This is a genomic window from Promicromonospora sp. NPDC019610 (assembly GCF_044389365.1).
Classification (GTDB): Bacteria; Actinomycetota; Actinomycetes; order Actinomycetales; family Cellulomonadaceae; genus Promicromonospora.
In genome coordinates this window covers 452,122-469,406 of sequence record NZ_JBIRXX010000001.1, presented here as the reverse complement: position 1 = coordinate 469,406, position 17,285 = coordinate 452,122, and the positions used below count along the sequence as shown (strand labels likewise).

The window sequence follows — 17,285 nt, the reverse complement described above, 5'->3', positions numbered from 1 at the left end:
CCGGACGGGGCTTGTGTCAGGCCTCACGAGGGGCGTCGGTCACGCCTCCGGGACGTTCTTCGCGAGCTCCGCGAGCCACGCCGCCGCCGACGCGTCCGACGGCATGCGCCAGTCGCCGCGCGGCGACATCGTGCCGCCCGGCGAGACCTTCGGGCCGTTCGGCAGTGCCGACCGCTTGAACTGCGCGGCGAAGAACCGGCGCACGAACACCTCGAGCCAGCGCCTGATCGTCGCGAGGTCGTAGGCGGTGCGCCGCTGGTCGGGGAAGCCGGGCGGCCACTCGCCGTCGTCCGCCGCGCTCCACGCGTGCCAGGCCAGGAACGCGATCTTCGAGGGGCGGTAGCCCCGGCGCAGCACGTGGAACAGCGTGAAGTCCTGGAGGGCGTACGGGCCGATCGTCGCCTCCGTGGACTGCGGCGTCTCGCCCTCCTCGGTGGGGATCAGCTCGGGCGTGATCTCCTGGTCGAGGATCTCCGACAGGACCGTGTTCACGGGGCTGCCCGCCTCCGCCGAGAACTGCCCGCTGTCGATGGTCCAGCGGATGAGGTGCTGGATGAGGGTCTTGGGCACGCCCGCGTTGACCGCGTAGTGCGACATCTGGTCGCCCACGCCGTAGGTGCACCAGCCGAGGGCGAGCTCGGAGAGGTCGCCCGTGCCGACCACGATCCCGCCGCGGTGGTTCGCGAGCCGGAAGAGGTAGTCGTAGCGCAGCCCGGCCTGGACGTTCTCGAACGTGACGTCGTACTGCTTGGTTCCGCCGGAGTACGGGTGGTCGAGGTCGCGCAGCATCTGCTCGGCGGCCGGGCGGATGTCGAGCTCCTGGAACGTCACGCCCAGGGCCTCGGCGAGGCGGACCGCGCGGTCCTTGGTCTCCGAGGTCGTCGCGAAGCCCGGCATGGTGAACGCGTGGATGTCGGTGCGCGGCCGGCCCAGCCGGTCCATCGCCTTGGCCGCGACGATCAGCGCGTGCGTGGAGTCCAGGCCGCCGCTGATGCCGATGACCACCTTCGGCTGCCCGATGGCGCGCAGGCGCTGCTCCAGCCCGGTGACCTGGATGTTGTACGCCTCGTAGCAGTCCAGGGCGAGGCGCTCGGCGTCGTCCGGCACGAAGGGGAAGCGGTCCACCTTGCGGCGCAGGCCGATGTCGCCCTGCGGTGGGTGCACGCTGAACGCGACCTCGCGGAAGTCGCCGCCGTCGCCCGCGCCGGGTGCTGCCAGCCCCAGCCCGCGCCGGTTGTCGTCGAAGGTGCCCTGCCGCAACCGCTCCTGCCGCAGGCGGTCGAGGTCGACGTCGACGACGGTGGCACGCGGGCCGTCCGGGAACCGCTCGGTCTCGCCGAGCAGGTCGCCGGCCTCGTAGACCATGGTCTGGCCGTCCCAGGACAGGTCGGTGCTGGACTCGCCCTGGCCCGCCGCCGTGTAGACGTAGGCCGCGTTGCAGCGGTAGCTCGCGCTGCGCACGATGAGGCGGCGGTCCTCGGCCCGGGCCACGGTGATCGGGCTGGCGGACAGGTTGAGCAGCACGTTCGCGCCCGCGAGCGCCGCGAGCGCGCTGGGCGGCACGGGCACCCACATGTCCTCGCAGACCTCGACGTGGACCGCGAGCCCGGGCACGTCGTCGGCCCGGAAGATGAGGTCGGAGCCGAGCGGGACCTCCTCGCCGAGCAGGGTCAGCGTGCCACGGTGCTCGTCGCCGGGGGCGAACTGCCGCTTCTCGTAGAACTCGCGGTAGTTCGGCAGGTAGGACTTGGGTGCGACGCCGAGGATCCGCCCGCGGTGCACGACGACGGCGGCGTTCAGCAGGCGGCTGCCGACCAGGAGCGGCGCCCCGACCACGAGCATCGTCATGAGGTCGACGCTCGCCTCCTTGATGTCGGCGAGGGCGTCCAGGACCGACTCCAGGAGGGTGTCCTGCATGAGCAGGTCGTCGATGGCGTAGCCGCTCAGGCACAGCTCGGGGAAGACCGCGACGGCCACGCCGTCGTCGTGCAGCCGACGCGCCTGGTCGAGCACGACGGCGACGTTCGCCGCGGGGTCGGCGACGGCGACGGGGATGGTGCAGGCCGCGACCCGGGCGAACCCGTGGGCGTACGCGTTGTAGAAGTCCACGACGTCGAGTCTATGGAGACGTGCCGTGGTCGCCCGCCGGCTGTCGACATCCTCAGTCGATACCGACGACCTCACCGTCGTCGAACAGGATCGCCTGCTGAAGCTGACCGCCCAGGGCCCGGGCATAGCGGGCGAGTACCTCGTGGCCGGAGATCTTGCCCTTCTCGATCTGCGACACCCGACCCTTGGTCACACCCATCCGGTCGGCAACCTGCTGCTGGGTCAGGCGGCGCTTCTTGCGAAGCTCTGCGAGCCGGTAGCCCGTCACCTCAGCCAGGAGCTGCTGCTTGCCGCGCTCGACAACCTCCTCGCCGCCGCCCTTGCAACAAGCTCCGCGCGAATGTCCTGCCACTTCACGTAGCCAGCCGTGACACGGCCCACGTCCACCATGCCTTGCGTTTAGCTATTGGTATACATCCTTCGCATGGTGAGCGAGATGGTTGTCACGCTCTCTCGCTACGGTCGCTCCATGACCTCGGAAGCTGACTGCCTCTTCTGCCGCATCGTGGCCGGCGAGCTGCCCTCGACCCGGATCGACGAAGACGAGCGCACGCTCACGTTCATGGACATCAACCCCGCGTCCGACGGGCATGCCCTCGTGATCCCCAGGGCCCACGCCGTCGACCTGCACGACATCTCACCCGAGGACCTGACCGCGTGCACCGTGACCGCGCAGCGAGTAGCGGGACGGGCGGTGAAGCAGCTGGGGGCGGACGGCGTGAACCTGCTGAACTGCGCCGGCGAGGCCGCCTGGCAGACCGTCTTCCACTTCCACATCCACGTGGTGCCCCGGTTCCGCGGCGAGCCGTCCCGCGACTCGCTGCGCCTGCCATGGACGCCGGCGCCGGGCGACCCGGCGCGGATCGCCGCGGTGGCGGAGCTTCTGCGCCAGACCCCCTGAGCGGAGACTGCGGGGCGCGACGACGACCGATCATTTTCGCGGACGCGACCCGTCTGTGCTGGTAGAAGGCGGTGCCGACGGCCCCGTCGCCCGTACGAAAGGACCACCGATGTCATTTCAGGCCTACCTCGACGCCGTCGAGGAGAAGACCGGGCACACCCCGCGCGAGCTCATCAAGCTCGCCGAGGAGCGTGGGTTCGACGCGTCCACCAAGGCGGGCCCGATCCTGGAGTGGCTCAAGGAGGACTACGGCCTGGGCCGGGGACACGGGATGGCGATGGTCCACGTGATCACCAAGGGGCCGAAGATCAGCGCCAAGCACGTGGGCACGTCGGGCACGCACAGCGACGCGTCGGACACGCTGTGGCTCGACGGGAAGGCGACCAACCCGGCGTCGTCCGGCTGACGGGACTGCCCACGTTCCGGCGGCCTCGTTAGCCTGGGTAATGATGTACCCATGACAACGCGCTCCAGCATCGCCATCACCAACGCCTACGTGGTCCCGGTCGCCGCCGAGCCCATCGAGAACGGCATGGTCCTCATCCAGGACGGCGTGATCACCGCCGTCGGCACCGACGTCGCCGTGCCCGAGGGCACCGAGACCGTCGACGCCCAGGGCAAGTGGCTCCTGCCCGGCTTCGTCGAGGCGCACGGCCACATCGGCATCCACGAGGAGGGCGAGGGCTGGGCCGGCAACGACACCAACGAGATGACGGACCCGAACGGGTCCGCCCTGCGGGCGATCGACGCCGTCCAGATCGACGAGGAGGGCTTCCGCGACGCCCTGGCCGGCGGTGTGACGACGGCGGTCATCAAGCCGGGCTCGGGCAACCCGATCGGCGGCCAGACCGTCGCGATCAAGACCTGGGGCGGCCGCACGATCGACGAGCAGGTCATCAGCGACTCGGTGTCGGTCAAGAGCGCCCTCGGCGAGAACCCGAAGCGCGTGTACGGGGACAAGAAGCAGCTCCCGTCGACCCGCCTCGGCGTCGCGAACGTGATCCGCAAGGCGTTTGTCGACGCCCAGAACTACGCCGCGAAGCGGGACGCCGCGGCGGAGGAGGGCAAGCCCTTCGAGCGCGACCTCGGCAAGGAGACCCTGGCCCGCGTGCTCGCCGGCGAGCTCGCCTGGGACCAGCACACGCACCGCGCCGACGACATCGCCACGGCGATCCGCCTGTCGGAGGAGTTCGGCTACCGGCTCGTCATCAACCACGGCACCGAGGGCCACCTGATCGCCGACGTCCTCGCCGAGAAGGACATCCCGGTGATCTACGGCCCCATGTTCGTCTCGCGGTCCAAGGTCGAGGTGCGGCACCGGGCGAACCGGAACATCGCCGCCATGGCGGCGGCCGGCGTGCGCGTCGCGATCACGACCGACCACCCCGTCATCCCGATCAACTTCCTGGTGCACCAGGCGTCCTTCGCCGCGCGGGACGGGCTCCCCCGCGAGACCGCGCTGGCCGCCATCACCACCAACCCGGCGTCGTTCCTCGGGCTCGACGTCCGCGTGGGGTCGATCACCGAGGGGCTCGACGGCGACGTCGTGCTCTGGTCGGGCGACCCGCTCGACACCGACCAGCGCGCCGAGCGCGTCTTCATCACCGGCACCGAGGTCTACACCTGGGACCCGGCCGCCGACGCCGGGCGCGGCGCCGGCCGCGTGGTGGAGCGCACAGCCCGCTTCGCCTGATCGGCAGTACCTGATCGGCAGCAAGGGGAAGCGGTCGGGGGGGAGGTTAGGGGGGGGGGGGAGCGGGGGGGCGCCCCCACCACAAAAGCCCCCCCCGCTCGGCACCACCCCCGCGGCCCCACGGGGATGGCGTCGGGCTATTTCGTGGGGTGCGCGTCCCCGGGCCCCCCCCCCCCCGCACTCCCCCCCGACCGCTCCTCGTACTGCCGATCACCCGCGCCGGGTGGTACCCGGGGTGGACACGCGGCGGCACCGCGGTGCGACGCGGCCGACCCCGGCCCGGCGTAGCGTGCGAGCATGCTGGGCACCATCCGTCCGAACCCCGCCACCCTCGCGGACCCGCCCGTCACGGCGCCGTTCGACCGCCTCCGGCCGCGCGTGCTCGTGGGCGCCGCCGTCGCGGTCGCCTCCGTCCTGGGCTCGTTCGGCGCCTCGCGCGGCCAGTCGTGGGCCACGGACCTCGACCTCGCCGGGGTGCTCCTGCTGCTGGTGTCGCCCGCGGCGCTGGTGCTCCTGCTGCCGCGCCGTCCCGCCCTCGCGACTGTGCTGTCCGTCGCCGCCACGCTCGTGTTCCTGCTGGCCGGGTACCCCTGGGGGCCGGGGTTCCTCGGCCCGGCCGCGGTGCTGGCCGGCGTCATGCTCAGCGGCGAGGTGCGCCGGGCCCGGCTGGTCGCATGGTCCGGGGCCGCCCTGCTCGCCGGCGGGGTGGGGGTCGCCGCCACGCTGCTCGTGCCGCGCCTCCAACGGTTCCTGACCGACAACCCGGTCAAGCCCGACCGCACCTGGGGTCCGCCGGGCTACCACGGCCCGGGCTGGGACAGCGCGGACGGCTCGTGGTTCCTCACCACGGGGGCGCTCGTCGCCGGGGCGGCCTGGCTCACGGTCGTGCTGCTGATCGCGAGCGGCGCGCGGGACCGGATCGCGCGCCGGGCCGCCGCCCGCGCGGCGGCCCTGGAGACGGCCGCCGAACGCGAGCGCACCGCCGTCGCCTCGGAACGCCTGCGCATCGCGCGTGAGCTGCACGACGTGCTCGCCCACTCCCTGTCCGCGATCAACGTCCAGGCCGGCGTGGGCCTGCACCTGATCGACCGGAACCCCGGCCAGGCCCGCGAGGCGCTCACCAACATCCGCGACACCAGCAAGGACGCGCTCGCCGAGGTGCGCACGGTGCTCGGGATCGTCCGCGAAGGGACGTCCCCGTCCACTTCGGGAACGCAGCCCCCGGGCCCGGCCGACGGCGCCGCCCGGCTCCCCGCCGGCCCGCCCACCGCGACGGAACCGCGGTGGGACGACGTCGCACCCCTCACCCCCACCTGGGACCTCACCGGCCTGCGCCGGCTGGCCGACCAGGCCCGCGCCGACGGCCTCGACGTCACCGTCGAGCTCACCGACGTGGACGACCTGCCCGACCACGTCGCCGGCGTCGTGCACCGGGTGGTCCAGGAGTCGCTGACCAACGTGCGGCGGCACGCGCCGTCCGCCCGCCGGGTCACGCTGCGCGTGACCAGGGGCGAGGTCGTCGAGGTCACGGTGTCCGACGACGGCGGCCGTGTCGGCGCGGAACCCGTCGTGGCCGGCTACGGGCTGGTCGGGATGCGCGAGCGCGTCGAGGGCGCGGGCGGCACCCTGACCGCCGGCCCCCGCGCGGGCGGATCCGGCTGGGAGGTCCGGGCCAGCCTCCCGGTCGCCCGGCGGACCGGGACACCGCGCCCGGGGACCACCCCGCCGGACGCCGCCGCACCGCCCGACGACGCCGCACCACCCGACGACGCCGCACCACCCGACGCACCCGAGACCGGAGACACCGCATGATCGACGTCCTGCTCGCCGACGACCAGGCCCTGGTGCGCGGCGGGTTCCGCGCCCTCATCGACTCCGAGGACGACATGCGCGTCGTCGCCCAGGCCGCGACCGGCGACGACGCCGTCGCGCTCACCCTGGAGCACCTGCCCCAGGTGGTGCTCATGGACATCCGCATGCCCGGCCTGGACGGGCTGGAGGCGACCCGCCGGATCATCGCGGAGCCCCGCGCGGCAGGCGTGCACGTGGTGGTGGTGACGACGTTCGAGCTCGACGAGTACGTGACCGATGCGATCCGCGCCGGGGCGTCCGGGTTCCTGGTCAAGGACACCGAGCCGGCGGAGCTGGTCCGCGCGGTGCGGGTCGCGGCGTCGGGCAACGCGCTGCTCTCGCCCACGGTGACGCGGCGCCTGCTGGCCAAGGTCGCCGACGCGACCCGGACCGTGCGTCCGGTGCCGGCGCTCGCCGACCTCACGCCGCGGGAGCGCGAGGTGCTCGTCGAGGTGGCGGGCGGCCTCGCCAACGACGAGATCGCGGGCCGGCTGTACCTGTCGGAGTCGACCGTGAAGACGCACGTCTCCCGGGTGCTCATGAAGACCGGTTCACGCGACCGTGCGCAGCTCGTGGTGCTGGCGTACGAGGCGGGGTTGGTCCGGCCGGGGTGGGCGGCACCAGAGGGGTAGCCGGGCAGGTACGCCGGGCTGACGCCCCCGGCGCCGGACGGCGGCAGCCTGGTGGTGTGGCCGGAACGACCGGCCGAACCGACTGCTGGAGGTCGACATGCTCACCGCGACGACAGAGGTCCTCGCACACGGGCCGCAGTACGGCTGGGGCGGACCCGGCCCGTTCTTCTTCATCTTCCCGCTGCTGTGGTTCCTGCTGTTCGCGACCGTGGTCTTCCTGATCGCGCGTCGGGCCCGCCGCGGCGCACGCGGCGGGTGGGGCGGCCCGTGGGCGGCGCACACGGCGGCCGGGGCCGACCCGGTGACGCTCCTCGGTCACCGCTTCGCCCGCGGCGAGATCGACGAGGCCGAGTACCGCTCCCGGCTCGCCGTGCTCCGCTCGGGGGAACCCACGCCGCCCGCGACCCCCGGGCCGCAGGACCAGCCCCCGGCGGACGACGGGCGCTGACCGCTGCCCCGCACCACCTGTCGGACGCTCAGGCCGCTCCCGTGGCCTGGGCGTCCGACGTTCCCCCACGGAACCACTGGCCTTCGGTGGCGGCCGTGGCGCTAGACTCGCGGGCGAGTGCGGCCGAACCGCACTTTTCTGACCCGATGACGTGAGGGATGTAGATCGTGAGCACCAGCAAGAACTGGGCGGCCGTGGCAGTGGTCGCCAGTGCACTTCTGCTGTCCGGATGCTCGGCTCTCGAGGACATGGCCAGCGACTTCACGCCGTCCGGCGAGGAGGTGCAGCAGGCCGCGCCGTCCCCCGTCGTCGAGGCTCCCATCAGCACCGGCGAGTACGACATCGTCGAGACGTGCAACGCGTTCTTTGCCGGGCCGCTCGTGGCGAGCATCCAGGCTGCGGCGATGGACGTCGCCTCCCCGCTCAACGAGGACCAGACCGGTACCGCCACGAAGGTGAGCACCAACATCGGCCTGATCATCGGCAAGGCGGACGAGGTCAGCATCGCCCACCTCGAGGCCGTGCGTGCCCCGTTCGACCAGGCGCTCGGCGGCTCGATCGCCCGCCCGGCGGCGATCGGCAGCGCCATCGAGTCCTACAAGGCCACGTGCACCGAGGCCGGCTTCAAGGGCTGACCGCCCACCTGCTCCGGCCGCGTGCCGGCCCCGGCACGACGCCGTACGGCGGAGCGCCTGCCCGACCCGCCCCGGCATCGCCGGGACCCTCGGACAGGCGCTCCGTCGTTCACGCTCGTCGCCGTTCGTGCTCGTCCCGGCCGGGGATCAGCTCCCCTTGAGGAACTCGTGCATCACCGGGCCGGCGGTGGTCGAGCCGAGCTCGCCCTCCTCGATGAACACGACCGCCGCCAGGTCGTTCGCGATCGCGAGCATCCAGACGTGCGCCTTGGTGCCGTCACCGAACTGGGCGGTGCCCGTCTTGGCGCCGACGATCCCGGGGACGTCCTGCAGCAGCTCGGCCGAACCCTCCTGCACCACGCCACCCATGAGGTCGCGCAGGGTGGCCGCCTCGTCCGCGGTCAGGTCGCCCGCCGGCTCGGCGTCCGCCTCCTTGCCCGTCGGCTCGACGAGCCACGGGGACACGGTGTGGCCGGCGGAGACGCTCGCCGCGACGGTCGCCATCGCGAGCGGCGTGGCCAGCACCTGACCCTGGCCGATCATCGACGCCGCGTGCTCCGTGCCCGAGGCCTCGGTCGGCACGTCGCCGAACGCCGCCGCACCGCCGAAGGACACCGTGTGCTCGGCGCCCAGGCCGAGCGACGCCGCGGCGTCGTGCAGCTGCTGCTGCGAGATCGCCTGGTGCTGCGAGATGAAGGCGGTGTTGCACGAGTTCGCGAACACGGTCCGGAACGGCACGGCGTCGCCCATCGCGGACTGGGGGTAGCCAGGCACGTTCTGGAACTCGCGGCCCTCCACGTTGATCGTGGCGGTGCAGGGCAGCGTCGAGTCCGGCGTCGTCCCGGCGCGGAGCATCGCGAGCGACGTCGCGATCTTGAAGGTGGAACCCGGCGGGTACTGCCCCAGGGTCGCGGTGTTGAACCCCTCCGATCCCGGGCCGGACGCCGCCGCGAGCACCTCACCGGTGGACGGCTTGATCGCGACGATCGCGCTCGCCAGGTCCCCGAAGTCGGCGAGCGCGGCCTGGGCGCGCAGCTGCGTCTCCGGATCGAGCGAGATCGCCACGGGCTCGCCGTCCTTCTTCTCGATCGTGAAGGCCTCGCGGCTCTCGCCGCCCGCCGCGTCGTCGACGGGCTCGATGGTCACCGCCAGGCCGGGCACGCCGCGCAGCTGCTCGTCGTACGCCGCCTGCACGCCGGACAGACCCACCATGTCGCCGGCCTTGATGGTGCCCTTCGACTCGTCGACGATCTCCTGGGTCGCCTCGCCGACCGTGCCGAGCAGCGCGCGGGCGAAGTCACGGTCCCGAGCGAGCGGGATCTCGTCCGGGATCCCGACGACGCCGGGGATCGCCATCGCCGCGTTGAAGTCGTACTCCGGGTCGTTGTCGCGGATGGTGATGACGTCGACGAACGCCTTGTCGCCCGCGGCCTCGACCTGCCCCGCGATGTCGTCGGTCGTCGCCTGGTCGAAGCCCAGCACGGCGCCGAGCTGGGCGGCGGCCGTGTCCCAGCCCGGGCGGGTCTTGTCGATGCCCACGCGGTGCACGGGAGTCAGCCCCACGATCGTCTCGCCGCTCGTGGTCACGATGTCGCCGCGCACCGGCTCGGTGCGCTCGACCGCGAGCCGCTCACCCGCCTCCAGGCCCGGCACGAGCACGTCGAGGTTCCAGGCGGCCTCCCAGTCGCCGGCCTCGCCGTCGGCCGGCCCCGGGTAGGTGAGCTCCACGACCGTCTCGTACTCCCAGGCCTCCTCGGTCGCCACGGGCCAGGTCCAGGCGAGCGTCGCGGTCGCGGTCGCGGTGCCGCCGGCGCCCTCCTCGAGCGGGGTCACGCTCTTGACCGCCACGGTGCCGGCGTCCTCGCCGACGGCGGCCACGAGCTGCTCGAACACCGAGGCGTACTGCTCGTCGGGTGACGCGGACGTCTCCATGGTCAGCGGGAAGTCGGCGGGCGTACCCGCCTGGAGCGCGGCCGCGAGCTCCTCCGCGGCGGCCTCCGGGTCGGGGATCGGCGCCGGCCGCATCAGGTACCAGACCCCCGCGCCGGCCGCGAGGAGCAGGACCACCGCGACGGCGATGATCAGGGCCTGCCGCCGGTTCTTCCGGGGCGGGACCGGGGGCTGGCCGCCGGTGACCGGGACACCGGGCGGAGGCGGTCCGGGCACCGTGCCGACCGGTACCGACGTCGGCGGCTGCGGAGGAGGTCCGCCGGCCGGAGGCACCGAGTCGTACCCACCTGGCGGGGGCGGGACGGGCGCATGACCGTCCGCTGGCAGATGAGGTGAAGGGTGTCCGCTCATGCCAAGGAGCCTAAGGGGCAGGTCAGGATCGCTCCGTGTAAATTCCTGGGTGAAATGAGGCAGGGCCGCCGAACCCCCTGGATCTGCGGCCCCGCCCTCCGACATCACGCGTCCGCGTACCGCCTGCGGTCCCGTGCGCGCGTGGCGAGCGTGAGGTAGGACATCATCGGGGCCGAACGGCCGGCCGCGCGGATCCTGTGCTCGCGTCGGTTGAGCAGCTCCATGCGCCGCAGATCGCGCTCGACCGCCGCGACATCCTTGCCGGTGATCATCGCTGTGCTGGTCGTCATGGTCGGTCCCCGTTCTCAGGCCCCCTCGAATGGGCGCCCCTCGTGGAACAAGGACGAACCAGGAGCTCGCTTCGTTGGTAGGGAGGCGTGGACCCGGGTTTCGGGACCGGGGTGGCTCATCTCACCCGGTGACCCTGCGCGACGGCGGCGCTCCGCAGCGCCAGGAACTCCCGCAGGGCCGGGTCCGTCGTGAGCGAGCGGACCTTGTCGTAGGCGGCCCGGGCGGCGTCGGCGTCACCGGCCTCGGCCAGGAGGTGCGCGCGGGTCGCCCACAACGGCTGGAACCGGCCCGCCGCCGGCTCCGCCGCCGCGACCTCGTCCAGCGCGGCCAGCCCCGCGGGCGCGCCGTCGACCCGGGCGACGACGGCCGCGAGCGCCACCCGCCCGCCGAGCGTCGGAGCGACTCGCAGCAGGGCACGGTGCAGCGTGACGAGCGCGGGCCAGTCGGTACGGCCGGTGCGCGCCCGCGCGCAGTGCACGGACTGGATCGCGGCCTCGAGGCGGAACCGGCCGGGCGGCCCGACGGGCGGCTCGGCGGGCTGCCCGGCGGGCGGCTCGGCGGGCTGCCCGGCGGGCGGCTCGGCGGACTGCTCGGCAGAGGAAGCGGGGTGGACGGGCCGTCCCGGGCCGGCGAGCGACCGCCGCAGCAGCGCCTCGCCGCGCTCGATCAGGCCGGCGTCCCAGCGGGCGACGTCCTGCTCGTCGAGCGGCACGAAGGCCCCGTCGACCTCGCGCGCGCCGGCACGAGCCTGCGAGAAGCAGAGCAGGGCGGCCAGGCCGAGCACCTCGGGCTCGGGCAGCAGGTCGGCGAGGAGCAGGGCCAGCGTGAGCGCGTCGCCGGTGAGGGATCCGCGCACCTCGGGCGCGGCGCCGCGCCAGTCGATGGCGTACGCGCCGTACACCGCCTCCAGCACGGGCGGCAGGCGGCCGGGCACCTCGTCGCGGCCGGGGATGCGGAACGGGATGCGCGCGTCCCGGATACGGCGCTTGGCCCGGACCAGGCGCTGCGCCATCGTGGGCGCGGGGACGGCGAACGCCGCCGCGATGTCGGTGGCCTCCACGCCGAGCACGGTCTGCAGCATCAGCGGGGTGCGGATGCCCGCCTCGACCGCGGGGTGGGCGCAGACGAACATGAGCTCCAGCCGGCGGTCCCCGATCGCGTCGGGGTCGACGTCCTCGGGCGGCGCGGTGGGCTCGGGTCCGGCGTCAGGCGGCGCGGTCGTGCGGTGGGCGGCGGAGCGGTACAGGTCGCGCAGCCGGTTGCGGGCCACGGTGAGGAGCCAGCCGTCGGGGTTGTGCGGCACGCCGTCGTCGGGCCAGTGCCGCAGGGCGCGCTCGAAGGCCTCGCCGAGGGCGTCCTCCGCACGCTGGATGTCGCCGTCGCGGGCGGCGAGCAGAGCCAGCAGGCGGCCGTACGACGTGCGGGCCGCCGCCTCGGCGACGGCCCGAGCGTCCGCGTGGTCGGTCAGCGCGTCCACGCGCCGTTCTCGTAGTGGGTGGCGCTGGGGCGCACCTCCACCGTGCCCCACTGGACCGACGGCGCCTTCTGCGCCCAGGCGAGCGCGGCGTCGAGGTCCGGTACGTCGACGACGAAGGTGCCGCCGAGCTGCTCCTTCGTGTCGGCGAAGGGGCCGTCCTGGACCCGCAGCTCGCCGTCGCGCACGGCGACGGTGGTCGTGGACGACGACGGCTGGAGCACCTCCGCGGAGAGCAGCACCCCCGCCTGGTCCAGCGCCGTCGCGTAGGCCTGGAACTCGCGCTCGCCCGCTTCCCAGCCGCCGGGCCCGAGCTCAGCGGGCGTCATCTCCGGGTAGTGCAGCAGGATCGTGTATCGCATGGTTCTGTCCTCCGGTCGGGCCTGTCTGACACGGTGGTGACGATCTCACCGCGGCCCGATCGACAGGATCCCGGCACGATCTGTGGCGGAGCTGCTCCGCCGGCGCGGCGAGCCCGCCCGGACATGACTCGGGTCGGGGCGCCCCCTGGTGCGCCCCGACCCGGTTCCCCCTGTCCGGCCAGGTGTGTCAGGCAGTTGTCGGAGCCGCCTTGACCACCGGGCCCCACGCCAGCGGGTCGAGCGTGCGGGCGTCGTCGTCCGCGTTCCCGGCCCAGCGGCGCGCATCGGCGATAGTTGCTGCGAGCAGGTCCCTCAGGCGCGCGTCGACGTCGGGCACGAACGCCTCCGAGATGCCCTGCACCGCCGTGGAGACCACGCTCGGCGCGGCGTCCCGGACGAACCTCTTGGGGCGCACGCTGGTGCCGGCGCAGAAGCGCTCGGCCCAGGCCGCCGTCTTCGGTACGGCCGCCAGCGCGTCCTTGCTCTCCGGTGCGAGGGTGCCTGCCGGACGGTCCTCCAGGACGTCGAGCATGCGCTCCGACCCGAGGACGGCGACGGCGAGCGTCTGCTGCCGGTCCGCGGGCGAGACCGGCAGCGCCGTCTGTGCGGCGCGCAACGCGATCCGCACGTCCCAGCGCGGGTCAGTGCTGGTCAGGCCGATGACCGACGGGATGAGCGGTGCGAGCTGCGGGCGGGCGTGGTCCGCCGTCAGGTCGTTCACCGCGCGCGCCAGCATCGCGATGAGCGGGTGCGTGCAGGCTGGATGGTCGCTCCACTTCTCGCCTGCGAGGAAGGAGGCGAGCTCCATGAAGCACGCGCCCTTCTTGGGGTTGCGGTGCTTCCCACGGCCCAGCATGGGCAAGATGTCGTACGTTCCAGCTTCGGTTCCGGTCACGATCCACCCCCGAATTGGGTCCGCTGCTAGTTCCAGTGTGCGTCCGCTGTGACGTAGATCGCAATAGTGGGGCTGTGAACTCCCTGAATCTCGCCCGCCCAGTGTCTCGCCGCCCGGCCCGCAGGGCATCTTGAGGTCCGGCGAGGAGCGTGCTGGTGGTTGAGGTGCACCAAGGCACCTCAGAGCCACCTCAGGCCGGCGCGGGGGTACCTCAGACGCCGCGCTGAGGTACCCCGCCGGTCAGGACTGGCCGACCGTCCGATCCGCTGCCCCACGACTCAGGACGAGTGTCTTCCTCATCAGCCGGACGGGCACACGGCCCGCCGGGGACATCGGAGGACATCATGTCGTTGTGGGGACCCGCGGTGGACGCGGAGATCGAGTACCGGCAGGTCCAGGCCAAGAACGCCTGGCGCAGCACGCGGCCGACCGCGGCGGACCGAGCGGCCCGCCTGGAGCGGCGCGCCGCACGTGCGAACCGCACGGAACAGATCAGGAAGGGCATCGCGGGCATGCGCCCCGCACCCGCCAAGCGGCACGGCCTGTTCGCGTGACGACGGTGCGCGCCAATGCCGTGGGCGCCGGCTCGAAGGAACCGGAGAAAGACCAGGCCAGGGGGATTGTCAGTGACCGGTGGCACGATGTGCAGGTGCGACGGTCTACGACGATCCCCCTGGTCTCCCGGCAGGAGCCGGTTGCCTCTCTCCTGCTGGCGGTGGGTCGCGCCTCGGCCGGCCGGCCGGGCCTCGTGCTCGTGGGCGGCGACGCCGGGGTGGGCAAGACCCGCCTGATCGGTCACGTCGCACAGGCGGCGGAGCAGGCGGGAGCCAGCGCCGTCGTCGTGCACTGCGTCGACCTGGGCCAGGTCGGCATCCCCTACCTCCCGTTCACGGAGGCACTCACCCAGCTGCAGGCCGGGGCCGCGGGGCCCGACGCGGCCGCGCGGGTCACCGAGCTCGTCGCCGAGCGACCCGCGCTGTGGCGGCTCCTGGAGCCCGGCAGCAGCGCCGACGCCGACCACGACGAGCGGCTCCAGCTCTTCGAGGGCATCGCGCGCAGCCTGGCGGTCGCCGGCGCACCGGAGCGCCCGCTCGTGCTCGTCGTCGAGGACGCGCACTGGGCCGACGCGTCGACGCGCGACGTGCTGCGGTTCCTCGCCGCCCGCGCCCGCTCCGAGAACGTCCTGCTCGTGGTCACCTACCGGGCGGACGACGTCGACCGCCGGCACCCGCTGCGCCCGCTGCTCGCCGAGCTGTCCCGGCTGGAGCACGTGGAGCGGATCGACCTGCAGCCCTTCACCGAGGACGAGCTGCGCGAGTTCACCACCGCCCTGGCCGGCCGGCCCCTGCCCGCCGCCGGGTTCGCCGACGTGCTGGACCGGTCCGAGGGCAACGCCTTCTTCGCGGAGGAGCTCCTGGACGCCGGGCCGGACTCCGCCAGCCTGCCCTGGACGCTCACCGAGGTGCTCCGTACCCGGCTGGAACGGCTGGACCCCGAGGTGCAGCAGGTGCTGCGCATCGCGTCGGTCGCCGGACGCCGCGTGCGCGAGGAGCTGCTGCGGGCCGCGGCCGCCCGGTGGGGCGCGCACGACGTCGACGCCGCGCTGCGCGAGGCCGTCACCCAGCAGGTGCTCGTCGTGTCCGGCGTCCACCTGGAGTTCCGGCACGCGCTGCTCGCGGAGGCCCTGTACGCCGACCTGCTGCCCGGCGAGCGGTCGTCCCTCCACCGCGCCTACCTCGCGGTGATCGAGCAGGACGGGCCCGACGGCATGCCGATCGGCAGCGCGGCCGAACGCGCCCACCACGCCTACGAGGGCCACGACCTGCCCGCGGCGCTGACCGCGTCGCGCGATGCCGCCCTGCGGGCGCGCCGGCTGCTCGCCCCCGAGGAGGAGCTCAGGCACTGGGAGCAGGTGCTCGCCCTGTGGGAGTCCGTACCGGACGCCGAGGAGCGGATCGGCCGCGACCGGGTGGATGTCGCGGTCGCGGCGGGCGAGGCCGCCGCACGCGCCGGCGACCCGATGCGCGCGGTCAAGCTGACGCAGCGCGCGGTCGACGGGACCGCCGACCCCGTGCGCCGGGCCGGGCTGCGGCACGTGCTCGTGCACCGGTACCTCGACCTGCCCACCTGGGACGAGGTACCCGGCCAGGTCGAGGCGGCGATCGAGGACCTCCGCACGGCCCTCGAGATGCTGCCGGAGCGCAGCCCGGAGCGGATCTGGACCAACGCGCTGCTGGCGCGGGTCACGATGATCATCGACCTGGACGACGACGCCCGCGGGCACGCCGAGTGCGCCATCGAGGAGGCGCGGTCCGTCGGGCAGCCCGGCGCCCTCGCCGCGGCGCTCTCGACCCTCGCCGTGCTCGACGTGGCCGACCCGGACCGGGCGGCGGCGCTCCTCGACGAGGCCCGTACGGCGGCGACCGAGGCCGGCGACGTGCTCACGGAGATGCGCACGCTCTACAACGCCACGGCCAACCGGTTCTACGCGGGCGAGCTCGAGGCCGCCCAGCAGCGGGTGGAGCACGCGCTCGCCCGGGCCGAGGAGCTCGGGCTGGCCTGGAGCACCCCGACCGTCAATCTCCGGATCCTGCAGGAGGTCATGCTCTACTTCCGCGGCGACCTGTCGCCGCGGCCCGCGGGCGGGGTGCCGGCCACGCACCAGCACGTGCTGGAGGCCACCCAGATGTACGCGGCGGTGGCGCGCGGCGACGCCGACGCCATCCCGCGCGGCGAGGCCCTCTTCGACCACTGGCAGAGCGACGGCCAGATCGCGCTGATCGGCGGCGGCAGCCTGGTCGACGCCCTGACCTGGGCAGGCCGGTACGACGACGCCGCGGCGCTGGCCGTGCGGATCACCGACCACCTGGGCGAGGTGTGGACCGAGGTGTTCCTCGGCCGGATCTGGCTGTCCGCGCTGGCGATCGCAGCCCTGGCCGACGCGGCGCAGGCCGACCGGTCCGCAGGCCGCGCGGGCGCCCCCGGCTCGGCCGCCGCCACCGCCGTGGAGGCGCGTGCGGCCGAACGCCTCGACAGCGGGGACTCGCTCCTCGCGATCGCCCGCGAGACGGCGCAGCGCGGACGTCCGCGCGGCGGAGTGCTCGGCCCCGAGGGCCGGGCCTGGCTCCAGCGGGCGGCCGCCGAGAACGCCCGGCTGCACGCGATCGTGAGCAGCACCGCGGGTGTCGACAGCGGCGAGCGGGCGACCGCGGACCTGTGGCGGGAGGCCGCCGCGAGCTGGCAGGACACCGTGAACGCCTTCGACTTCGGGTACCGCTACGAGGTGGCGCGCTCGCGCTACCGGTGGGCCGAGGCCCTGCTCGGCGCCGGTGAGCGGCAGGCCGCAGAGGTCGAGGCGGCCGAGGCGCTCTCCGCCGCGGAGGACATGGGCGCGCAGCCCCTGGCCGATGCCGTCCGGGCGCTCGCCCGGCGGGCGCGGCTCGACCTGCCGGGGGTCCGCCGCGCGACGGCGTCGACGCTCACGGAGCGCGAGGAGGAGGTGCTCGGCCTGGTCGCGCAGGGGCTGTCCAACCGGCAGATCGGCGAGCGGCTGTTCATCTCGACCAAGACGGTAAGCGTGCACGTGTCCAACCTGTTGGCCAAGCTCGGCGCCTCGGGCCGGGCGGAGGCGGTGAGCCTCGCCCACCAGCGCGGTCTGCTGGAGGTATGACCGGGAACGGGTAGGATATCTGC

Annotated in this window: 16 protein-coding genes; 9 read left to right on the top strand and 7 right to left on the bottom strand. The window is 73.8% G+C overall.

Annotated features, from left to right (window positions below; translation table 11 throughout):
* Positions 1-39: 39 nt before the first annotated feature.
* Both ACH45N_RS02050 and ACH45N_RS02045 read right to left on the bottom strand, forming a co-directional pair.
* Positions 40-2,109: an NAD(+) synthase gene (locus ACH45N_RS02050; protein WP_397390675.1), complete on the bottom strand. Its 2,070-nt coding sequence runs from the start codon at positions 2,107-2,109 to the stop codon at positions 40-42.
* Between the two features lie 52 nt (positions 2,110-2,161).
* Positions 2,162-2,461: a helix-turn-helix domain-containing protein gene (locus ACH45N_RS02045; protein WP_397390673.1), complete on the bottom strand. Its 300-nt coding sequence runs from the start codon at positions 2,459-2,461 to the stop codon at positions 2,162-2,164.
* Positions 2,462-2,578: 117 nt separating this feature from the next.
* Here ACH45N_RS02045 and ACH45N_RS02040 point away from each other — a divergent pair, with 117 nt between their 5' ends.
* The 7 genes from ACH45N_RS02040 to ACH45N_RS02010 all read left to right on the top strand — a co-directional run bounded on the left by ACH45N_RS02040 (position 2,579) and on the right by ACH45N_RS02010 (position 8,269).
* On the top strand, positions 2,579-3,010 hold the full coding sequence (locus ACH45N_RS02040) for an HIT family protein (RefSeq protein ID WP_397390671.1): 432 nt from the start codon (positions 2,579-2,581) through the stop codon (positions 3,008-3,010).
* 109 nt (positions 3,011-3,119) lie between these two features.
* Entirely contained in the window at positions 3,120-3,416 is a 297-nt protein-coding gene (locus ACH45N_RS02035; RefSeq protein WP_397390669.1) for a DUF4287 domain-containing protein, read from the top strand.
* Positions 3,417-3,467: 51 nt separating this feature from the next.
* Positions 3,468-4,703: an amidohydrolase gene (locus ACH45N_RS02030; protein WP_397390667.1), complete on the top strand. Its 1,236-nt coding sequence runs from the start codon at positions 3,468-3,470 to the stop codon at positions 4,701-4,703.
* A 297-nt stretch (positions 4,704-5,000) separates the two neighbouring features.
* The gene (locus ACH45N_RS02025) at positions 5,001-6,515 is read left to right on the top strand and encodes a sensor histidine kinase (protein ID WP_397390665.1); all 1,515 of its coding nucleotides are present in this window, start codon (positions 5,001-5,003) and stop codon (positions 6,513-6,515) included.
* Positions 6,512-7,186 (top strand): response regulator, encoded by a 675-nt coding sequence (locus ACH45N_RS02020; protein ID WP_397390663.1) that lies wholly within the window; start codon positions 6,512-6,514, stop codon positions 7,184-7,186. The genes ACH45N_RS02025 and ACH45N_RS02020 overlap by 4 nt, the downstream gene beginning before the upstream one ends.
* Positions 7,187-7,283: 97 nt before the next feature.
* Positions 7,284-7,634, top strand: coding sequence for an SHOCT domain-containing protein (locus tag ACH45N_RS02015; RefSeq protein ID WP_397390661.1), 351 nt, complete (start codon positions 7,284-7,286; stop codon positions 7,632-7,634).
* 167 nt (positions 7,635-7,801) lie between these two features.
* Positions 7,802-8,269 carry a hypothetical protein gene (locus ACH45N_RS02010; RefSeq protein WP_397390659.1) on the top strand — a complete coding sequence of 156 codons (468 nt, stop codon included), beginning with the start codon at positions 7,802-7,804 and terminating at the stop codon, positions 8,267-8,269.
* 147 nt (positions 8,270-8,416) lie between these two features.
* On the opposite strand, the gene ACH45N_RS02005 is transcribed toward ACH45N_RS02010, so the two are convergent.
* From ACH45N_RS02005 to ACH45N_RS01985, 5 genes are all read right to left on the bottom strand, one after another.
* A complete protein-coding gene (locus ACH45N_RS02005) occupies positions 8,417-10,435 on the bottom strand; it encodes a penicillin-binding transpeptidase domain-containing protein (protein WP_397390657.1) in 2,019 nt (672 codons plus the stop codon).
* A 239-nt stretch (positions 10,436-10,674) separates the two neighbouring features.
* Positions 10,675-10,860 (bottom strand): hypothetical protein, encoded by a 186-nt coding sequence (locus ACH45N_RS02000; RefSeq protein WP_397390655.1) that lies wholly within the window; start codon positions 10,858-10,860, stop codon positions 10,675-10,677.
* 116 nt (positions 10,861-10,976) lie between these two features.
* Complete coding sequence (locus tag ACH45N_RS01995; protein ID WP_397390653.1) at positions 10,977-12,338, bottom strand: DUF6596 domain-containing protein; 1,362 nt, start codon at positions 12,336-12,338, stop codon at positions 10,977-10,979.
* A complete protein-coding gene (locus tag ACH45N_RS01990) occupies positions 12,326-12,697 on the bottom strand; it encodes a YciI family protein (RefSeq protein WP_397390651.1) in 372 nt (123 codons plus the stop codon). The genes ACH45N_RS01995 and ACH45N_RS01990 overlap by 13 nt, the downstream gene beginning before the upstream one ends.
* Before the next feature lie 187 nt (positions 12,698-12,884).
* Positions 12,885-13,592 (bottom strand): hypothetical protein, encoded by a 708-nt coding sequence (locus tag ACH45N_RS01985; protein ID WP_397390649.1) that lies wholly within the window; start codon positions 13,590-13,592, stop codon positions 12,885-12,887.
* A 344-nt stretch (positions 13,593-13,936) separates the two neighbouring features.
* On the opposite strand from ACH45N_RS01985, the gene ACH45N_RS01980 reads away from it, so the two are divergent.
* Positions 13,937-14,146 carry a hypothetical protein gene (locus tag ACH45N_RS01980; protein WP_397390647.1) on the top strand — a complete coding sequence of 70 codons (210 nt, stop codon included), beginning with the start codon at positions 13,937-13,939 and terminating at the stop codon, positions 14,144-14,146.
* A gap of 95 nt (positions 14,147-14,241) precedes the next feature.
* On the top strand, positions 14,242-17,262 hold the full coding sequence (locus ACH45N_RS01975) for an AAA family ATPase (RefSeq protein WP_397390645.1): 3,021 nt from the start codon (positions 14,242-14,244) through the stop codon (positions 17,260-17,262).
* The last annotated feature ends 23 nt before the right edge of the window (positions 17,263-17,285 follow it).

Excerpts from the sequence above, each read along its gene's own strand:
- ACH45N_RS02040 (WP_397390671.1), top strand. The coding sequence starts at position 2,579 with ATGACCTCGGAAGCTGACTGCCTCTTCTGCCGCATCGTGGCCGGCGAG.
- ACH45N_RS02035 (WP_397390669.1), top strand. The coding sequence starts at position 3,120 with ATGTCATTTCAGGCCTACCTCGACGCCGTCGAGGAGAAGACCGGGCAC.
- ACH45N_RS02030 (WP_397390667.1), top strand. The coding sequence starts at position 3,468 with ATGACAACGCGCTCCAGCATCGCCATCACCAACGCCTACGTGGTCCCG.
- ACH45N_RS02025 (WP_397390665.1), top strand. The coding sequence starts at position 5,001 with ATGCTGGGCACCATCCGTCCGAACCCCGCCACCCTCGCGGACCCGCCC.
- ACH45N_RS02020 (WP_397390663.1), top strand. The coding sequence starts at position 6,512 with ATGATCGACGTCCTGCTCGCCGACGACCAGGCCCTGGTGCGCGGCGGG.
- ACH45N_RS02015 (WP_397390661.1), top strand. The coding sequence starts at position 7,284 with ATGCTCACCGCGACGACAGAGGTCCTCGCACACGGGCCGCAGTACGGC.
- ACH45N_RS02000 (WP_397390655.1), bottom strand. The coding sequence starts at position 10,860 with ATGACGACCAGCACAGCGATGATCACCGGCAAGGATGTCGCGGCGGTC.
- ACH45N_RS01990 (WP_397390651.1), bottom strand. The coding sequence starts at position 12,697 with ATGCGATACACGATCCTGCTGCACTACCCGGAGATGACGCCCGCTGAG.
- ACH45N_RS01980 (WP_397390647.1), top strand. The coding sequence starts at position 13,937 with ATGTCGTTGTGGGGACCCGCGGTGGACGCGGAGATCGAGTACCGGCAG.